We start from the raw sequence: 18178 nt of genomic DNA, 5'->3' as shown, positions 1-18178 counted from the left end.
CCGGGCTCAGCCCCAGGCGCGGCCGTAGGCGTCCTGCTCCGGGGTCAGCGCGTCGATCGCGATCCCGAGGCTGGCCAGCTTCAGCCGCGCCATCTCGGCGTCCATCTCCTGCGGCACGCGGTGGACGCCGGGGGCGAAGCGGTCGCGGTCGCGGACCAGCGCCTCGACGGCCAGCGCCTGGTTGGTGAAGGAGAGGTCCATGACCGAGGCCGGGTAGCCCTCGGCGGCGGCCAGGTTGACGACCCGGCCGCCGGCCAGCAGGTGCAGCCGGCGGCCGCCGACGACGTAGCGCTCGACCAGCGGCCGGACCTCGACCGGCGGGCCGTCGGCCGCGGCGGCCAGGTCGCCGAGCGAGATCTCGACGTCGAAGTGGCCGGCGTTGGCCAGCACCACGCCGTCGCGCATCCGCTCGAAGTGCTCGCGGGTGAGGACGTCGCGGTTGCCGGTGACGGTCACGAAGACGTCGCCCTGGGCGGCCGCCTCCAGCGCGGGGGCGACCTCGAACCCCTCGAGCTTCGCCTCCAGCGCCTTGACCGGATCGACCTCGCAGACGATCACCGCCGCGCCCATGCCGCGGGCGCGGGCGGCGACGCCGCGGCCGCAGGAGCCGTAGCCGACGACCACCAGCCGGCGGCCGGCGAGCAGCACGTTGGTCGCCCGCAGGATCCCGTCGAGCGCCGACTGGCCGGTGCCGTGGCGGTTCTCGACCACCCGGTGGGTGTCGGCCTCGTGGACGGCCAGCACCGGCACCGAGAGCGCGCCGCGCTCGGCCATCGCCCGCAGCCGCAGGGCGCCGGCCGACGTCTCCTCGGTACCGCCGATCAGGTGCGCGGCCAGCGCCGGGCGCTCGCCGTCGGCGGCCGGGCCGCCGTCGTGGAGCAGGGCCAGCAGGTCGCCGCCGTCGTCCATCGTCAGGTGCGGGCCGTCGCCGCCGGCCGCGGCGACCGTCGTCTGGTGGGCCGCGTAGGTGGCGCGGTCGACCCGCCGCCGGGCGTGGACGGCGATCCCGTCGGCGACCACCAACGCGGCGGCGACCTCGTCCTGGGTCGAGAGCGGGTTGGCGGCGCAGAGCCAGACCTCGGCCCCGCCGGCGCGCAGCGTCCGCACCAGGTTGCCCGTCTCGGCCGTGACGTGGAGGCAGGCGGCGACGCGCAGGCCGTCGAGCGGCCGTTGCTCCGCGAAGCGAGTGCGGACCTGGGCCAGGACCGGCATCTGCGCGTCCGCCCAGTCGATCCGGGCCTCGCCGGCGGCGGCCAGCGAGAGGTCGGCGACATCGTGCGGCGGCCGGGCGGTCCGCCGGCGCGGACGCGCGGCGGGCTTGGGGGGCGGGGCCATCGCCCAAGGCTAGACGGCCGCGCGGGTGCACCGTCCACCGTTGACAGAGGATTCCTCGGTCTGTCACCATCGGCCCCGCCGTGACGACCGATCCGCCGACCGTCGACGCCCGTGCCGCCGCCCGCGCGGCCGCGATCGCCGCCGCCCCGCCGCCGCCCGCCGTCGGGCCCGCCCGCCCGGCCCGCGACAAGCTGCTCGCCGCGGCGGTCCGGCTGCTGGCCCGCGACGGCGCCCACGGCCCCTCGCTCGACGCGATCCGGGTCGAGGCGGGAGTCAGCGTCGGCGCGCTCTACCACCACTTCCGCGAGCGCTCGGCGCTGGTCGCCGCCGTCCGGCTGCAGCTGCTCGGCGAGTACCAGTGGCGGTTGCTGCGGCTGCTCGACGACGGCCCGTCGGCCGAGGAGGGGATCCGCGGCGGGGTCCACCTGCACCTGGCCTGGTGCCGCGACCAGCCCGAGGGCGCGCGGGTGCTGGTCGACGGCGGCGGCGGGGGCGATCGGCCCGACGACGCCCTCCGCGACGCCAACCGCGCCTTCTTCGCCACCGTCCTCGGCTGGTGGCACGGCCACGTCGCCGCCGGCGCCCTCCCCGACCTGCCGCTCGACCTGGCCTGGGCCACCTGGCTCGGGCCCGCCACCGAGCTGGTCCGGCTGCGGCTGGCCGAGCGTCCCTCCCCCGCCCCGCCGCGGATCGACGCCGCCGTCGCCGAGCAGCTGGCCAGCGCCGCCTGGGGCGGCCTGCGCGCCCTCGCCCGTCCCGTTCCCACCGACCCGGAGACCGCACCATGACCACCACCAGCAGCGACCGTCACCGCGGCACCGCCGGCTACCTGCGCTACGAGGGCCTCGTCGCCCAGGGCCAGCGCGACTCGGCCGTCGACGTCCGCCGCGACGGCGCCCGCGTCGACCTCGTGCTCGGCGACGGCCAGCGCCTGAACACCCTGATCCCCGAGATCGTGGTCCCGCTGCGCGAGGCGCTGGAGCGCTTCGGCCGCGACCCCGAGGTGCGCGCGATTGTCGTCCGCGGCGGCGGCCAGGCGTTCTCGGCCGGCGGTGACCTGGCGATGATGGAGGCCGCGGTCCGCCAGCTGCGCCACGCCGACGACCGCGACGGCACCGCCAGCATCTGGCGGTGGATCCGGCGCGAGTTCGGCGGCGTCGTGCGCGCGATCGCCCGCAGCGAGGCGCCGGTGATCGCCGCCGTCGACGGTCCCGCCGCCGGCGTCGGCCTCGCCTTCGCGCTCGCCTCCGACCTGGTCGTGGCGACCGACCGCGCCGTGCTGGTGCCGGCGTTCGGCCGGATCGGCCTGGTGCCCGAGGTCGGCACCTCGTGGACGATGACGCGGGCGCTCGGCCGCGCCGGCGCGTTCGCCCGCTACCTGACCGGCGAGCCGATCTCCGCCGCCGAGGCGCTCGACCTGGGCCTGGTCCAGGAGGTCGTCCCCGCCGCCGAGCTCGACGCCGCGGTCGACCGCTGGGTCGGGCTGGTCGCCGCCCAGCCGGAGCAGGCGCTGCAGCTGACCAAGGTGCTGCTGCGCCAGGCCGCCGACAGCAGCTGGGACCACGCCCTGGTGGCCGAGGAGTTCGCCGAGCCGCAGTGCTTCGTCAACGGCGACTTCGCCGACGCGATCCACCGCTTCCCGGCCGCCGAGAAGGACGTCGAGCGCTACGCCGCCGGCTGACCCGCCAGGGGCTCCCGCGGTCGCGCGGCCGCGGGGGCCTCTGCTACCGTCGAGGGCGGCCCGCCGGGCCTCCTATGCGCTCCTCCCGCTGACAGCCGCCCCGAACTCGCCGACCGGTCCGCCCGGTCGCCGCGGCTGTCCGTCCGTCGCCCACCGGCCGACGGGGAGGACGAACCACCTGCGTCGCCCCTCCGCCGTCCGGCCCGCTCCCCGGAGGGAACCGCATGTCTTCGACCGTCCTCGACGCGTCCCACATCACCCGTCACCACGGCCCGCGCACCGTCCTCCACGACGTCTCGCTGACCGTCCACCGCGACAGCCGGATCGGGCTCGTCGGGCCGAACGGCGCCGGCAAGTCGACCCTGCTGCGGATCGTCGCCGGGGTCGAGGCGCCCGACGGCGGCAGCGTCCGCCGTCACGGCCCGGTCGGCTACCTGCCGCAGCTGGCCGGCAGCGACGACGACCGCCCCGCCCGCCAGGTGGTGCTGGAGCGGATCGGCGTCGCGGCCGCCAGCCGCGAGGTCGACCGCCTGGCCGCCCGGCTCGGCGCGGGCGACCTCGACGCGCTGCAGCCGCACGCCGACGCGCTCGAGCGCTGGCTGGCGCTCGGCGGCGACGACGCCGAGGCGCGGCTGGCGATCGCGGCCGACGAGGTCGGCCTGCCGGCCGCGCTGCTCGACCGGCCGCTGCGCTCGCTCTCCGGCGGGCAGGCGGCGCGGGTCGGGCTGGCCGCGCTGCGGACGGTCCGCAGCGACGCGGTGCTGCTCGACGAGCCCACCAACCACCTCGACGCGGCCGGGCTGACCGTCCTGCGGCGGTTCCTGGCCGAGCACCGCGGCGGCGTGGTGCTGGTGACCCACGACCGGGCGCTGCTCGAGGCGGCGGTCGACGAGCTGCTGGTGCTCGACGCCCGCAGCGGCACGGCCGAGCACCACGGCGGCGGCTACGCGGCCTACGAGCGCCGGCGCGAGGAGCAGCGGCTGCGGACGCTGGCCGACCGCGACCACGCGCTGGCCGCCCAGGCGCGGCTGGACGACGCCGTCGCCGAGACCCGGCGGCGGGCCGCGACCAGCTTCCGCAAGGCCAAGACCCACAAGCACGACGGCGACAAGCACAGCGCCGAGTGGGTCCGGATGCGGGCCGACGGGATGCGCCAGCGGGCCCGCAAGGTCGCCGAGCGGGCCGACCGGATCGACGTCCCCGACCGTCCCTGGGAGGACCCGCCGCTGCGGCTGGAGCTGACGCCGTCGGAGCGGCGGGCGCCGTGGACGGTCGCGCTGGAGGGCGTGGTGCTGCGGCGCGGCGACTGGTCGCTGGGACCGCTCGACCTGACCGTCGGCCACGGCGACCGGGTGCTGCTGACCGGCGCCAACGGCAGCGGCAAGTCGACGCTGCTGGGCGCGATCGCCGGCCGGATCGCCCCCGCCGCCGGCGCCGTCCGCCGCGGCCCGACCGCGGTCGTCGCCGAGCTCGGGCAGGCCCGCGACCAGCTGGCGGCCGATCCGCGTCCGGTCGCCGAGGCGGTCACCGAGCTGCTGCACCGGGCCCGGACCGGCGGCGCGGCCGACGCCGGCGCGCCGCCGCCGGCGGTGGTCACCGAGGCCCGGACCGCGCTGGCCGTCTTCGGCCTCGGGCCGGAGGTGGTCGGGCGACCGGCGGCGACCCTCTCCCCCGGCGAGCGGACCCGCGCCGAGCTGGCCGTGCTCGCCGGGCTGCGGGTCACCTGCCTGCTGCTCGACGAGCCGACCAACCACCTCGACGTGCGCTCGCTGGAGGCGCTCGAGGGCGCGCTGGCCGACTGGCCCGGCGCACTGGTCGTCGCCACCCACGACCAGCGGCTGCGCGACAACCTGGAGGTGACCCGGACCGTGGCGCTCTGAGACCCCGCGATACTGGGTCGATGGACCTGGGGATCGACGGCAGGGTGGCGATCGTCGGCGGCGCGTCGGCGGGGATCGGGCGCGCGATCGCCGCGGCGCTGGTGGCCGAGGGCGCGCGGGTGATCGTCAGCTCGCGCGATCCCGAGCGGACCGCGGCCGCCGCGGCCGAGCTGGGCGCGGCCGGCCACGTGGCCTGGGACACCGGCGACGTGGCCGGCGCCGACGCGCTCGTCGACCGGGTCGAGGCCGAGCACGGACCGGTCGAGATCGCGATCGTCAACACCGGCGGGCCGCCGCCCAACGCCGACCCGCTGGCCTTCGACGACGAGCAGTGGGAGGCCGCCCACCGGCACCTGGTCCGCTCGCCGATGGCGCTGCTGCGGCGGGTGCTGCCGGGGATGCGCGAGCGCGGCTGGGGACGGGTGGTGAACGTCGTCTCCAGCTCGGTCCGCGAGCCGATCCCGGCGCTGATGCTCTCCAACGCCGAGCGCTCGGCCGCGCTCGGCGCCTTCAAGACCCTCGCCCGCGAGGTCGCCGGCGACGGCGTCACGCTCAACAGCCTCCTGACCGGCCAGATCGCGACCGGCCGGATCGCGGCGGCCTGGGGCGGGTCGCTGGAGCGGGCCGAGGAGGCCGCCCGCAGCGCGGTCCCCGCCGGGCGGCTGGGCCGGCCGGAGGAGATGGCCGCGGTCGCCGCCTTCCTCTGCTCGCGGCAGGCGTCCTACGTGACCGGGACGGCGATCCCGGTCGACGGCGGCCTGCTGCGCGGCGTCTGGTGACGGGATCCCTCCCGAGACCCGCCTGACAGGCGCCCGCCGCCGGCATAGGCTGGGCACATGGCCCCGAACCCGCGATCGCTGCTGACCGGCGCGACCCAGCTGGCCGGGCGCGCGAACGACGAGGCCCACTTCGCCCTGACGCTGGTGCGGGCCGGGCTGATCGCCCCGGTCGCGCCGCACAAGGCGGTCGCCGCGCTGCGGGCGCTCGAGCGCTGGGGGCTGCTGGGGGCGTCGATCCGGATCGCGGCCGCCCGCCACGGCGACCGGCCCGGGGTGATCGACGACCGCGGCACGGTCAGCTTCGGCGAGCTCGACCGCCGCAGCAGCGCGCTGGCCAACGCCTGGACCGCGCGCGGCCTGCGGCCCGGCGACGGGGTCGCGATCCTCTGCCGCAACCACCGCTGGTTCCTCGACGCGACCTTCGCCTGCGCCAAGGCGGGGGCGCGGGCGATCTTCCTCAACACCGACTTCGCCGGCCCCCAGATCCGCGAGGTCTCGGAGCGCGAGGGCACCCGGATGCTCGTCCACGACGACGAGTACGGGGCCTTCCTGGAGGGGATCGACCCGCCGCTCGGCCGCTGGCGGGCCTGGACCGACGACGACCCCGACGGCGATCCGGCGCCCGACACGCTCGAGCACCTGATCGCGACCGGCCCCGACGGCGAGCCGCCGCGGCCCGAGCGCAAGTCGTCGTTCGTGATCCTGACCAGCGGCACCACCGGGACCCCGAAGGGCGCGCCCCGCGACCAGCCGAACTCGCTGGCCCCGATCGGCGGGATCCTCTCGAAGGTGCCGCTGCGCTCGGGCGAGGTGACCGCCGTCTGCGCGCCGCTCTTCCACGCGCTCGGGTTCCTGCACGGGATGATCGGCGTCGGCCTCGGATCGACCCTGATCCTGCGCCGCAAGTTCGACCCCGACCAGGTGCTGCGCGACGTCGCCGCCCACGGCACGACCGCGCTGATCGTGGTCCCGATCATGCTCGCGCGGCTGCTCGACGAGCGCGCCGCCCACCCCGAACGCGACGACCTCGGCTCGCTGCGGATCGTCTTCGTCTCCGGCTCGGCGCTGGGCGCGGAGCTGGCCAAGCGGACGCTCCAGGACCTCGGCCCGGTGCTCTACAACCTCTACGGCTCGACCGAGGTCGCCTTCGCCACGATCGCCACCCCGGAGGACCTGGTGGCCGACCCCGCCACCGTCGGCCGGGTGCCGCGCGGCGCGATCGTGAAGGTGATCGACGAGTCCGGTGGCGAGGCCGCGCCCGGGACCGTCGGCCGGGTCTTCGTCGGCAACGCGATCGCCTTCGAGGGCTACACCGGCGGTGGCCACAAGGAGATCGTCGACGGGCTGCTGTCGTCCGGCGACGTCGGCCACTTCGACGAGCGCGGGCTGCTGTTCATCGACGGCCGCGACGACGACATGATCGTCTCGGGCGGGGAGAACGTCTTCCCGGCCGAGGTCGAGGACCTGATCGGCGGGCTCGACGCGGTCCGCGAGGCGGCCGTGATCGGGGTCGAGGACGCGAAGTTCGGCCAGCGGCTGCGGGCCTTCGTCGTCCCCCACGAGCCGGACGGGATCAGCGAGGACGAGATCAAGCAGCACGTCCGCGACAACCTCGCCCGCTACAAGACCCCGCGCGACGTGATCTTCGTCGAGGCCCTCCCCCGCAACCCGACCGGCAAGGTCCTCAAGCGCGAGCTGGCCGCCCACGACGACGGCCAGCAGGACGTCTGAGCGCCAGCGCGAACCCCTTCACCTCGAACCGTCCCCAGGAGCAACCATATGGCCCCGCGCCTTCCCCGGCTTCCCAAGGTCGTCAGCCGACCGATCGGCACCGTCACCCGTCTGGCGAACACCCCGATGGGCAACGCCGGCAGCTACCGCCCCGTCTACGGCACCCACCTGCTGGACCGGGTGATCAACGGCCCACGCTCGCTCGAGGACGCGGTCGCCGACAAGGTGATCCTGATCACCGGGGCGTCGTCGGGGATCGGCCTGGCGACCGCCGAGAAGATCGGCGCGGCGCGCGGCACGGTGATCCTCGTCGCCCGCGGGCGCGAGAAGCTGGAGGAGGCCCAGGCCGCGGTCGAGGCGGTCGGCGGCACCGCCCACGTCCACCCGACCGACCTCAGCGACCTGGAGGCGATCGACCAGCTGGCCGACGACGTGATCGCCGCCTACGGCCGGGTCGACGTGCTGGTCAACAACGCCGGCCGCTCGATCCGCCGCTCGGTCGCGCTCTCCTACGACCGCTTCCACGACTTCGAGCGGACGATGCAGCTGAACTACTTCGCGCCGCTGCGGCTGATCCTGAAGCTGCTGCCGGGGATGCGCGAGCGGAAGTCCGGCCACGTGATCAACGTCAGCTCGATCGGAGTCCAGACGCGGGTGCCGCGGTTCGGCGCCTACATCGCGTCGAAGTCGGCGCTCGACACGCTCTCCGACGCGATCCAGGCCGAGGCCCACGACGACAACGTCCGCTTCACCACGGTCCACATGCCGCTGGTGCGGACGCCGATGATCGCCCCGACGACGCTCTACGACAAGTTCCCGACGCTGACGCCGGAGCAGGCCGCCGACGTGCTGGCCAACGCGATCGTCTACCGCCCGCGGCGGCTCGGCTCGCCGATCGGGCAGGTGGCGGCGTTCGCCGACGCGCTCAACCCGCAGGTGATGGACGCGGTCCGCAACCGCGGCTACCACCTGTTCCCCGACTCGAAGGCCGCCAAGGGCAAGCCGGACCCGCAGCACAGCGACGCCGAGATCGGCCGCGCGGGCGAGACGTTCGCGCGGATGACGCGCGGCATCCACTGGTAGCGGTCAGACGCCGCGCACGTTGCGGAGGTTCGCCTTCGCCAGGTCGAGCATCTTGCCGACGCCGCCGCCGAGCACCGTCCTGCCGGCGGCGGTCGCGAACCCGCGGATCTGCTGCGCGGTCACGTGCGGCGGCATCGAGAGCGCGTTGGGGTCGGTGACGACGTCGACCAGCACCGGGCCGGGCGCCGACAGCGCCCGGGCGAGCCCGTCGCGCAACTCCTCCGGCCGCTCGATCCGGACCGCCTCGAGCCCGACGCCGCGGGCGATCATCGCGTAGTCGATCGGGTCGTGGTCGGTCCCGAAGTCGGGCAGCCCCTCGACCAGCATCTCCAGCTTCACCATCCCCAGCGTCGAGTTGTTGAACACGACGACCTTGACCGGCAGCGCGTGGCGGCGGAGCGTCAGCAGCTCGCCGAGCAGCATCGCCAGCCCGCCGTCGCCCGACATCGACACCACCTGCCGGCCCGGCTCGGCGAACTGGGCGCCGATCGCGTGCGGCAGCGCGTTGGCCATCGTCCCGTGGAGGAACGACCCGAGCACCCGCCGGCGCCCGTTCGGCGTCAGGTAGCGGGCGGCCCAGACGTTGTTCATGCCGGTGTCGACGGTGAAGATCGCGTCCTCGGCGGCCAGCTCGTCGAGCACGTCGGCGACGTACTCCGGGTGGATCGGGGTCCGCTGGCGGAGGTCGCCGGTGTAGGCGTCGACGACGTTTCGCAGCGCCTTCTCGTGGCGCCGCAGCATCCCGTCGAGGAAGCTCCGGTCGGGCTTCGCGTGGACCAGCGGCCGCAGCGCCCGGAGGGTCGCCCCGACGTCGCCGTGGACGGCCACGTCGAGCGGCGTGCGGCGGCCGAGGCGGGCCAGGTCGTGGTCGACCTGGGCGGTGTTGCGGCCGGGCAGGAAGGCGTCGTAGGGGAAGTCGGTGCCGAGCAGCAGCACCAGGTCGGCCTCGTGCATCGCGTCGTAGCAGGCGCCGTAGCCGAGCAGGCCGCTCATCCCGACGTCGAACGGGTTGTCGTGCTGGATCGCCTCCTTGCCGCGGAGCGTGTGGCCGATCGGGGCCTTGACCGTCTCCGCCAGGTCGAGCAGCTCGTCGCGGGCGTCGCGGGCGCCGGTGCCGGCGAAGATCGCGACCGTCTCGGCGGCGTTGATCGCGGCCGCCAGCGCCTCGACCTGGGCGGCCGGCGGCGCGGCGGCGGCGCGCTCGCTGACGAAGGCCCCCTCGCCGGTCGGGTGGGCGGTCGGCAGGTCGGCGACGTCGCCCGGCACCACCAGCACGGCGACGCCGCGGTCGCCGAGCGCCCGCTGGATCGCGACCCGCTGGATCCGCGGCATCTGCTCGGCGCGGCCGATCGTCTCGCAGAAGACGCTGCAGTCGACGAACAGCCGCTCGGGGTGGGTCTCCTGGAAGAAGCCGGTCCCGATCTGCTCGGAGGGGATGTGCGAGGCCAGCGCCAGCACCGGCGCCCCCGAGCGCTGGGCGTCGTAGAGACCCTGGATCAGGTGGGTGTTGCCGGGCCCGCAGCTGCCCGCGCAGACGGCCAGCCGGCCCGTCAGCTGGGCCTCGGCGGCCGCGGCGAAGGCGCCCGCCTCCTCGTTGTGGACGTGGACCCAGTCGATCCCGTCGGCGCGGCGGATCGCGTCGACGATCGGGTTGAGGCTGTCGCCGACCACGCCGTAGACGCGCTCGACGCCGGCCTGGCGCAGGACCTGCACGAACTGCTCGGCGACGTTCATCGGGAGACCTCCGGGGGGAGCGGACGGGACGGGTCCCACGCTACCCGGCCGCGGTGCCTGCCCCCTGCCGTCTAGGGTGCCGCGGGTGGGACGCGGTCGATCAGGGGGACGGGGAGCGCGGGCGGTCGCCGCCGTGGTCCTGCTGCTGGCGGCCGGAGCGGGCGCGGCGGCCGCCGACGAGCCGGTCACGATCGCCGAGGTCGGCGCCTGGGGCTGGTTCGCCGATCCGCGGGCGATCGACTACGGCGGCACCACGGTGCTCGGCTGGGTCGCCGACGACGGCTCGGTGATGGTCGGCGACCTCACCGGCCGGCGGGCGGTGCTGCAGGAGCGGCTGGAGCGCAACGACCACGACAACCCGGCCTTCTACGTCCGCCGCGACGGACGGCTGACCGCCTTCTGGTCGGGCCACCGCGGCGCGTCGCTGGAGCAGCGGACGACGGTCGGCCGCGACGTCGGGGCCTGGGGACCGGCGACCCAGGCGCCGCCGAACCCGCCCGGCGGTCGGCCCGGCTACACCTACCCCAACCCGGTCCGGTCCGACGACCGGCTCTACCTGTTCTGGTCGGGCTCGGGCTCGCACGCGACCTTCGCGGTGTCGGCCGACGACGGCGACCACTGGGGACCGGCGCGGCGGCTGTTCGACCCCGCGACGCCCTACGTGCGCTACGTGAAGTACGCCGCGGCCGCCGACGGGATCCACCTGGCGTGGACGCTCAAGCACCCGCGCCAGGGCCGCAGCGGGGTCCGCCACGCGGTGCTCCGCGACGGCGTCCTCTACCGCCAGGACGGGCGCCGCCTGGGCGTCCCCGGCCGCGACCGGATCGCCTCGACCGCGGGCGACGTGGTGCTGCCCGAGCGGCGCCACGGCGGGGCCTGGATCCACGACCTGGCCGTCGACCGGCAGGGGCGGCCGGTGCTGGCCTACGCCACCTTCCCGAGCGTCCGCGACCACGTCTACCGCTGGGCGCGCTGGGATCCGGACCGCCGCCGCTGGAGCGAGGAGGCGATCGCCCACGCCGGGCCGGCCTTCACCGAGGACGCCCGCGAGCAGCGCTACTCGGGCGGGATCGCCCTCGACCCGCGCGATCCGACGGTCGCCTGGCTGTCGCGGGCGATCGGTGGCGTCCACGAGATCGACCGCTGGATGCGGACGCCGGACGGCTGGAGCGCGGCCCCGATCACCCGTCGCTCGCCGGCCGCCAACGTGCGGCCGTTCCCGCTCGCCGGCGGGGTGGCGTGGATGCGCGGCCGCTACTCCGGCTACCAGACCTTCGGCACCAGCCTGGTCTGGCTGCCGCGCGGGGCGGCGACCCCGGTCGGCCGGCCGCCGCTGACGCCGACGGCGCGGATCGCGTTCCCGTCCCCGGCCCGCAGCGGCACGGCGATCGCCGTCGCAGCGACCGCTGCCGGCGACCGGATCGAGCTGCGGTTCGTGGCGGTGGAGGCGACGGGCAGCGGCGGTCCGCTGCGGATCGCCGCCCGGCGGACGCTGCGATTGCGGGACGGACGCGCGGTCGGCCGCGTGCCCGCGCTGGCCGCCGGCCGCTACCGGGTGTCGGTCTGGAGCCAGCAGCGGCGGCTGGCCTGGCGGCCGCTCGCGATCCGCTGAATCCGGGTCGGCCCGCGGGTCAGCGCAGCAGCCGCGACCAGTCGCGGTCGTCGAAGCGGAGGCCGGGGTCGCCGCTCCAGTCGGTCGGCTCGTGGCGGGCGGTGCGGGAGTAGCCGCGCACCAGCGCCATCGCGTCGACGGCGTGGCAGGCCCAGTGCTCGCCGGTCCGCCGCAGGTGGTCGGCGACCTCGGGGCCGCCGAGCGCCTCGGGACCGTCGAACCAGCGCAGCAGCCGCCGCTGCTCCGAGGCCCAGGTGTCGTCGACCGCGCGCAGGACGCGGGAGGCGAAGGCGATCTGGCGGTCGACCGCGTCGACGTGGGCGCGGGCCGCGGCCAGCACGCTCAGCTCGCGACCGTCGCCGGGCAACTCGGCGACCGCGGCGGCGTGCTCCTCGACCCCGCGCCGGGCGTCGTCCATCGCGTTGTCGCAGACCCCGCAGATGCCATGGGCGATCTCGATGTTCTCGCTCACGACCAGGCTCGTCTCGCCGAGCGGGACCCAGGCCGGACAGAGGCTGACGCCGGCGATCCGACCCTCGCGGATGGCGGCCGGGGCGGCGCTGGCGATCGTCAGGTTGGCGTCGCTGAGGCGGCCGGCGGTGGCGGCGGCCGAGGCGGCGATCACCGCGTAGTCGACCACCGAGGGGCGGTGGCGGTCGTCGCGCAGGTCGTCGACCTCGAGGCCCAGGCGGATCCGGGCCCGGCGGTTGGTGGTCGCCAGCCGCTGGATCGCGGCGCCGCAGTCGACGACCGTCTCGCGGGCCGCGGCCAGCACCCGGCAGAGGTCGTCGAGCGCGGTCGAGACCTGCCACCAGGGACGGGCGCCGGCGCCGCCGGCGGCGTGACGGGCCAGGTCGGGCGCCAGCTCCGCGAACCGCTGGCCGTAGGTCTGGACGTCGACCAGCGGCTCGATCAGGGTCGGCAGGTCGGCTTCGAGCCACTCCCACGTTCGCACACCGGCCACACGCTGGGCGGCGGCGAACGTGGGAGCGAGGATCAGATCCGTCGAAGGCTGCCCACTGACCGCTCGCACGCCCGCCTCGAGCGCGACGACGGACGCGAACACGTCGTCGAAGCGCTGGCGGTCGGGAGCGGCAGGGGGTGGTTCGACGGTCTCACGCCGGCGCGGCGGACGCTCTCGCGTGGTTCCAAGTGCGCTGCGGTGCACGGCGTGCTGGTTCTCCGGACGGGGGGTTCGAGCGCCTCCGGCGACGAGGTGGGTGCGTCGCCCGGGGCGGTGCGACCGTAGCCCGCGGACCCAGCGCGAAACAAGCTTTCGGACGCATCGGCACGGCCCCCTGGCCGATGTAACAGCGGATGTTGGACGGCGGGCGCGTAACAGCCCGAGCGAGCTTTTCCCCGCCAAGGTCCCGTTGTCGTCTACCGTGTCCAGGACACAACCGTTTCTTACACGATCAGGAGGAACCGTGACGTCTCCCACCCCCCGAGGACCCCGTTCAGCCCGTCGCCTGCTGCTCGCCGGAGCGGCCGCGCTAGTCGCCGGAATCGTCCCCGCGACAGCCAACGCCGACGAGCTGTTCACCCTCGACGGTCAACCCTCGACCCAGGCCGCGATCGTGGCCGCCGGCGCCATCTGCGGTGCGGCGCCGAACGATTCGGGGGTCAACGAGTGCTTCAGCACCTATGAGCTGCTCGCCACCGCGCAGGCAGCAGCGGTGCGGGCCGGTGAGCTGCCCCCCGGCTGGGGCGTGATCCCGGCAACCCAGCCGGAGCGCGAGGCGCTGGCCCAGGCCTTCGACGCGGACGCCGGCGGCAGCGCGAGCAAGGGCGTGAGCCTGTTGGCCTTCGACGCCTGCAAGGCGAGCACGCAGGTCGCCACGGGAACCTCGGGCGGTGGCACGGTCGGGACCCAGGGCCAGACCGGCACCAACGTCTGGCAGAACTACTCCTCGACGTACAGCAACCAGATCTCGTCGTTCCGGACGACGAACCAGGCCTGGGACACCCGCTGGCACGACCTGCAGGACGGCGCCGGCGCCTACTACGGGCCGATCGGCACCTGTGTCACGGACAACGATCTGTCGAACAACACGATGAACGACGGCGGGACGGCGAACGACCGTTTCAGCTCCTTCGCCGGCTGGTAGCGCCGGTGGCCCACCGGCTTCCGTTGGCGCTCGCCATAGCGGGCGCCAGCGGCGCCACCCTGTTGACCGGCTGCGGCGGTGACGATGCCCCGGCTCCCCGCTCCACGCACCCGGACCGCCCGGCGGTTCGGGCGGCGTGGGTCCCGCTGCCGGCGCTTCCGAACGGCCGAGAGATCGACCTCGACGGCGCGCAAATGGCGATCGCCGGTGGCCGGCTGTTGGTCGCCGTCGTCGCCCGGCGTCCCGGTTCCCGGCCCAGCGAGGTGCTCGTCGCCGCTCGCCAGGGCCCAGGCTGGAAGCCGCTCCGGCGAGCCGGCGAGCCGCTCCTGATCGACCGCGATCAGCGAATGGAGCTGCTCGGCGGCCCCGAGGGCTGTGTCGCCGGCGCCTCCCGCGGCCGGGTTCGTGTCCACTGCCTGCGCGCTGGCCGCTGGCGGGCGCTCCCTCCGGCCTTCACGACCGACGAGCGGACGTCGTTCGGCGGCGCGCTCCGCGACCGTCAGGGCGTCGTGCTCCTGCGTGTCCAACGAGTGCCCACCGCCCTGGCTCCCGGGAGCCGGCTGCGCACCACCGCCTTTCGGCTGCGGGCCGGGCAGTGGGTGGCGGATCCTCCGGGCGAGATCGCCCCGACCGTTCCCGGCGGAGCGCAGCGACCGTTCGGCTTCGCCGTCCGCGGCCGGGCCTGCGTTGCCTACGACGCGCTGCCGGCGGACCGCACGCGCTCGCCGGTGATCACGGTCAGCTGCTTCTTCCAGGGGCGCTGGCGTCGTACCGGGCCGGTGCTCGACCCGACCGGCGGGGCCCGGGTGCCCGGGATCGCGTTCGGCGTCGACGGCGCCGCGGCGATCGGCGACGAGATCCATGTCGGCGTCGACCGCTTCGCCGGCCGTGCCGGCGACTGGCGGGTGCACGCCCTTCGGGGGCAGGAGTGGCGGCCGACGTCGGTCGCCGGCGAGGATCCGGGGTGGAACGAGCAGGGCTCGCTCTTCGCGCTCGGCCGCGAGCTGTGGGCGATCCGCTTCGACCAGCGACCGAACGCCGGCTCGTTGGCGACCCGGGTGGTGGTCCTGCGGCTCGACCGGCGGACCGGACGGACGGCGCAGGTCGGACAGCCGCTCCGCCGCAGCTCACGGTTCAGCGTGCCGCTCTACTACGGCCTGGCGCGGCTCGACGGTCGGACCTACGCGATGGCCACGGTGCCGAATCCCCGGACGCGCCGGGACGAGGTCCGCGTGTTCGTCCTGCGGCCGCTCAGGGCCGGCGCTCGAGCGCCCGGCGGATGACCTTCTGGCCCGGTCGCGCCGGCAGCTTCAGGACGCTGCGATCGTTGATCGTCTCGTAGACCTCGAAGGTCGTGACCGGGCACTGCGGCCGCTCCTTCGTTCCGCCGCAGCCGGACTCGACCCGGAGCAGCCGCGGCGAGTGCTCGTCGCGCGAGATGTACCAGGCCTTCGGGCCGCTGCCCGGGTCCTTGGCCACGATCCGATAGGCGGGAACGCCGTCGACGTCGGTTTCGCCATCGAGCGTCGCCGTGCCGTTGCGAACCGCGTTGACGAAGGCATCGGCCTGTGCCCGCACGAGCTCGCCGGCGGGCGTCTTCTTCGTGACGTTCCGCAGCCAGGGCTCGATCGTCAGCGTGTTGTCCTTCGATCGATAGACCGAGATCCGGTACCGCTTGCGCTGCAGGACGGTCCGCATGTCCTCGAACGACCCGTTCGCGTAGCGCGTCAGCACGCGCGAGACGCCGGTGGTCCTGCTGTCGATCGTCATCCACTGCTCGGTCGCGGTGATCCGCGACCCGCCCTCGGCGGCGTTGGGGACGTCATCGGGTTCCCGTGTCACGACGTGCAGGACGGTGTCCCTCGACTCGATCACGTTCGCCAGCGCGGTCGCCGCGCCGGGCAGGCCGCCGATCGTGCCCTGGCGGGTGACGGCGAAGAGCACCGAGCCGGCGACGACGAGGGCGGCGAGGGCGACCATGAAGGTCGCCGGCGACCAGGCGCTGCGGCGGGCGCGGTAGGCAGGGTAGGGCGAGGCCGTGATCGTCCGCAGGGTCTGGGCACGGACGTCGGGATCGACGATCGCGTCCGGGTCCTTGACCGGATTGCGGACGGCGACCGCCCAGGACCGTCCGTCGCTCACCGGGCCCCCCGATCGACCGCCGGCGGGACGACCGGGTGCTCGCCGGTGACCTGGCCGGTGCGGCGCCAGGAGGCCTCGAGCGCGGCGCCGACGCGGCGGCGCGCCCGGTGCAGGCGGACGCGGAAGGCCCCGCGGCTGCAGCCGGCCGCGGCCGCGGCGCGGGCCGGGCTCAGGTCCTCCCAGGCGACCAGCAGCAGCGCCTCCAGCTCGGCGGGCGAGAGCAGCTCCAGTTCGCTCCGGAGGCTGGTCGAGATCCGGAACCGCTCCTCGTCGCTGGAGAGCGGCACGACGGCCAGGCGGTCGAGCAGGGCCTCGCGCCGCTCGCTCGCCGCCTCGTAGGAGGCGAGGGTCCGGCCGGCGACGGCCAGCAGCCAGGGCAGGGCGTCCTCCGGCAGCTCCTCCAGCTCGCGCCAGGCGGCGAGGAAGGTCTCCTCCGCCATGTCCTCGGCGAGGTCGGCTGATGCCCGCCGGTGGCCGTAGGCGACGACCTCGGCGTAGTGGAGCGCGAAGATCCGTTCGAACGCGGCCGCACGCGCGTGGTCTGGCGTCGACGTCATCCTCGGCTCACTCCGGCCGCCGCCGCAGTCGCTCGACCTGCGGCGTCGGAGACGAGACGATACCCCGAAGCCCGGCGCGGCTCCCGGTGACCGCCGATGGCACGGACCCGAGGCCTCTCGGGACCGGGGGACCCTGCCGTGCCCGGCGTACGACCGTCGCCGGTCGCTCAGGTGGTTGCTCTCGACACGCACGTCTCCCTCAGCCGCCGCGAGCGACGGTCCCGGAGACGCTACAGAGTGCGAAGCCCGAGGGCAATCGGGCGCCGCAGTACCCCCAAGGGGAATCGAACCCCTGCTACCAGCGTGAAAGGCTGACGTGCTAACCGCTACACCATGGGGGCGGGTCTTCCGAGTGTAGAACGCCCGGGGTCCGGGACGACCGGCGCCGACGCTCAGGGCTCGGGCCCGAGGTCGTCCGGGGTTGCCTCGTCGGCGTCGCCGTAGCCGTCGGCGGCCGGGTCGGGCTCGGCCTCGTCGCGGGCGTCGCGGATGATCGGCTGGGTGTTGTGGCCGTCCCCGTGGCTGGCGTGCTCGATCAGGTCGCGCTCGGCCAGCTCGAAGCCCTCGGACTCGCCCTCGCCCGCCTCCTCGAGCGGGGCCTGCTCCTGGCGCCGGCGCTCCTGCAGCCGCTGCTCGTGATCGTCGGGAGTGCTCATGCCCCCCCGCTACCCGCCCGCGCCCCGGTTCAGTCCCCCGGACCGAGGTCGCAGGGGCGCTCCTGGTCCGCCTCGCCGTAGCTGTCGCGGGCGACGTCGCGCTCGGCCTCGTCGCGGCCGTCGCGGATGATCGGCAGCGTGTTGTGGCTGTCGCCGTGGCTGGCGTGCTCGATCAGGTCGCGCTCGGCCAGCTCGAAGCCCTCCGACTCGCCCTCGCCGGCCTCGTCGAGCGGGGCCTGCTCCAGACGCCGACGCCGCAGCAGCCGCCGCTCGTGGTCGTAGTCCCCCGGGTCGCTCATGGTGCGAGCCTCCCACATCGCCGCGCGGGCGTCCTCCGGGATACCCTCCGCCACGGGCCGCTAGCTCAATCGGTAGAGCAAGAGCCTTTTAAGCTCGTGGTTCTGGGTTCGAGTCCCAGGCGGCCCACCTCCCTCCGCGACCGCGTCGGCCTACCCGTCCAGTGGACGCCGTCGACGCTCGCCGCCGGCCCTATCGTCGCGCGGTCCCCCACGGAAGGAACCCCCGCATGTCCCTGCTGACGACGCTCGTGCGGCGTCATTCGATCGCGCTGCTGGCGCTGTTCGTCGCCCTCGGCGGCACGTCCTACGCGGTCACGAGCGCGGCCCGCCCAGCGGCCGGCAAGACGTACTACGCGTGCGTCACCCCGCGCTACAAGACCCTCAACCTGACCACCGCCCGCGGCCGCTGCGACGCCGGCGAGCAGAAGATCTCGTTCAACGCCGAGGGCCGTCCCGGCGACGACGGCGCCCGCGGACGGGCCGGCGCCACCGGCCGCACCGGGGCGACCGGTCCGGCCGGTGCCCGCGGCAGCGACGGCGCGCCCGGCGCCGACGGCCGCCCCGGCCCGACCGGCGAGGCC

At 75.4% G+C, this 18178-nt stretch carries 18 protein-coding genes and 2 tRNA genes; 11 read left to right on the top strand and 9 right to left on the bottom strand.

The window, feature by feature from the left end; all coding sequences use genetic code 11:
* Nucleotides 1-6: 6 nt before the first annotated feature.
* Nucleotides 7-1335, bottom strand: a complete 1329-nt coding sequence (locus SH587_RS20660; RefSeq protein ID WP_320672544.1) for an adenosylhomocysteinase — start codon at nt 1333-1335, stop codon at nt 7-9.
* An 80-nt stretch (nt 1336-1415) separates the two neighbouring features.
* Between SH587_RS20660 and SH587_RS20655 the strand changes: the two genes are divergently transcribed.
* The 6 genes from SH587_RS20655 (at nt 1416) to SH587_RS20630 (ending at nt 8489) form a co-directional block, all read left to right on the top strand.
* Nucleotides 1416-2123, top strand: coding sequence for a TetR/AcrR family transcriptional regulator (locus SH587_RS20655; protein ID WP_320672543.1), 708 nt, complete (start codon nt 1416-1418; stop codon nt 2121-2123).
* A complete protein-coding gene (locus SH587_RS20650) occupies nt 2120-3016 on the top strand; it encodes an enoyl-CoA hydratase/isomerase family protein (RefSeq protein ID WP_320672542.1) in 897 nt (298 codons plus the stop codon). Before SH587_RS20655 ends, SH587_RS20650 begins: the two co-directional genes overlap by 4 nt.
* 224 nt (nt 3017-3240) lie before the next feature.
* Complete coding sequence (locus SH587_RS20645) at nt 3241-4896, top strand: ABC-F family ATP-binding cassette domain-containing protein (protein WP_320672541.1); 1656 nt, start codon at nt 3241-3243, stop codon at nt 4894-4896.
* Between the two features lie 20 nt (nt 4897-4916).
* Nucleotides 4917-5675 carry an SDR family oxidoreductase gene (locus SH587_RS20640; protein WP_320672540.1) on the top strand — a complete coding sequence of 253 codons (759 nt, stop codon included), beginning with the start codon at nt 4917-4919 and terminating at the stop codon, nt 5673-5675.
* A 57-nt stretch (nt 5676-5732) separates the two neighbouring features.
* Nucleotides 5733-7406 carry an acyl-CoA synthetase gene (locus tag SH587_RS20635; protein WP_320672539.1) on the top strand — a complete coding sequence of 558 codons (1674 nt, stop codon included), beginning with the start codon at nt 5733-5735 and terminating at the stop codon, nt 7404-7406.
* Between the two features lie 48 nt (nt 7407-7454).
* The gene (locus tag SH587_RS20630; RefSeq protein ID WP_320672538.1) at nt 7455-8489 is read left to right on the top strand and encodes an SDR family NAD(P)-dependent oxidoreductase; all 1035 of its coding nucleotides are present in this window, start codon (nt 7455-7457) and stop codon (nt 8487-8489) included.
* A 3-nt stretch (nt 8490-8492) separates the two neighbouring features.
* On the opposite strand, the gene SH587_RS20625 is transcribed toward SH587_RS20630, so the two are convergent.
* Nucleotides 8493-10223, bottom strand: coding sequence for a pyruvate dehydrogenase (locus SH587_RS20625; RefSeq protein ID WP_320672537.1), 1731 nt, complete (start codon nt 10221-10223; stop codon nt 8493-8495).
* Between the two features lie 85 nt (nt 10224-10308).
* Here SH587_RS20625 and SH587_RS20620 point away from each other — a divergent pair, with 85 nt between their 5' ends.
* On the top strand, nt 10309-11835 hold the full coding sequence (locus SH587_RS20620; RefSeq protein WP_320672536.1) for a BNR-4 repeat-containing protein: 1527 nt from the start codon (nt 10309-10311) through the stop codon (nt 11833-11835).
* A gap of 19 nt (nt 11836-11854) precedes the next feature.
* Here the strand turns inward: SH587_RS20620 and SH587_RS20615 are convergent, their stop codons facing one another.
* Nucleotides 11855-12790: a hypothetical protein gene (locus tag SH587_RS20615; RefSeq protein ID WP_320672535.1), complete on the bottom strand. Its 936-nt coding sequence runs from the start codon at nt 12788-12790 to the stop codon at nt 11855-11857.
* A 472-nt stretch (nt 12791-13262) separates the two neighbouring features.
* On the opposite strand from SH587_RS20615, the gene SH587_RS20610 reads away from it, so the two are divergent.
* Complete coding sequence (locus tag SH587_RS20610; RefSeq protein WP_320672534.1) at nt 13263-13943, top strand: hypothetical protein; 681 nt, start codon at nt 13263-13265, stop codon at nt 13941-13943.
* Here the strand turns inward: SH587_RS20610 and SH587_RS20605 are convergent.
* Nucleotides 13838-14470: a hypothetical protein gene (locus SH587_RS20605; RefSeq protein ID WP_320672533.1), complete on the bottom strand. Its 633-nt coding sequence runs from the start codon at nt 14468-14470 to the stop codon at nt 13838-13840. The two genes, SH587_RS20610 and SH587_RS20605, sit on opposite strands and share 106 nt — an antisense overlap.
* Before the next feature lie 3 nt (nt 14471-14473).
* Here SH587_RS20605 and SH587_RS20600 point away from each other — a divergent pair, with 3 nt between their 5' ends.
* Entirely contained in the window at nt 14474-15226 is a 753-nt protein-coding gene (locus SH587_RS20600) for a hypothetical protein (protein ID WP_320672532.1), read from the top strand.
* On the opposite strand, the gene SH587_RS20595 is transcribed toward SH587_RS20600, so the two are convergent.
* The 5 genes from SH587_RS20595 to SH587_RS20575 all read right to left on the bottom strand — a co-directional run bounded on the left by SH587_RS20595 (nt 15195) and on the right by SH587_RS20575 (nt 17597).
* Entirely contained in the window at nt 15195-16085 is an 891-nt protein-coding gene (locus tag SH587_RS20595; RefSeq protein WP_320672531.1) for a hypothetical protein, read from the bottom strand. The genes SH587_RS20600 and SH587_RS20595 overlap by 32 nt on opposite strands.
* Entirely contained in the window at nt 16082-16642 is a 561-nt protein-coding gene (locus tag SH587_RS20590; protein WP_320672530.1) for an RNA polymerase sigma factor, read from the bottom strand. Before SH587_RS20590 ends, SH587_RS20595 begins: the two co-directional genes overlap by 4 nt.
* A 269-nt stretch (nt 16643-16911) precedes the next feature.
* Nucleotides 16912-16983 (bottom strand) — tRNA-Glu (locus tag SH587_RS20585).
* Nucleotides 16984-17034: 51 nt separating this feature from the next.
* Nucleotides 17035-17298 (bottom strand): hypothetical protein, encoded by a 264-nt coding sequence (locus tag SH587_RS20580; RefSeq protein WP_320672529.1) that lies wholly within the window; start codon nt 17296-17298, stop codon nt 17035-17037.
* A gap of 29 nt (nt 17299-17327) precedes the next feature.
* Nucleotides 17328-17597, bottom strand: a complete 270-nt coding sequence (locus SH587_RS20575; RefSeq protein WP_320672528.1) for a hypothetical protein — start codon at nt 17595-17597, stop codon at nt 17328-17330.
* Between the two features lie 54 nt (nt 17598-17651).
* Here SH587_RS20575 and SH587_RS20570 point away from each other — a divergent pair.
* Both SH587_RS20570 and SH587_RS20565 read left to right on the top strand, forming a co-directional pair.
* Nucleotides 17652-17724, top strand: a tRNA-Lys gene (locus SH587_RS20570).
* Between the two features lie 100 nt (nt 17725-17824).
* The coding region (locus tag SH587_RS20565) for a collagen-like triple helix repeat-containing protein (protein WP_375341795.1) at nt 17825-18178 on the top strand (354 nt) is incomplete at its 3' end.

It is taken from the genome of Patulibacter defluvii (assembly GCF_034096925.1).
In the GTDB taxonomy this organism is placed as follows: domain Bacteria; phylum Actinomycetota; class Thermoleophilia; order Solirubrobacterales; family Solirubrobacteraceae; genus Patulibacter; species Patulibacter defluvii.
The sequence above is the reverse complement of the archived record's forward strand: the minus strand, read 5'-3'. Positions and strand labels throughout refer to the sequence as shown.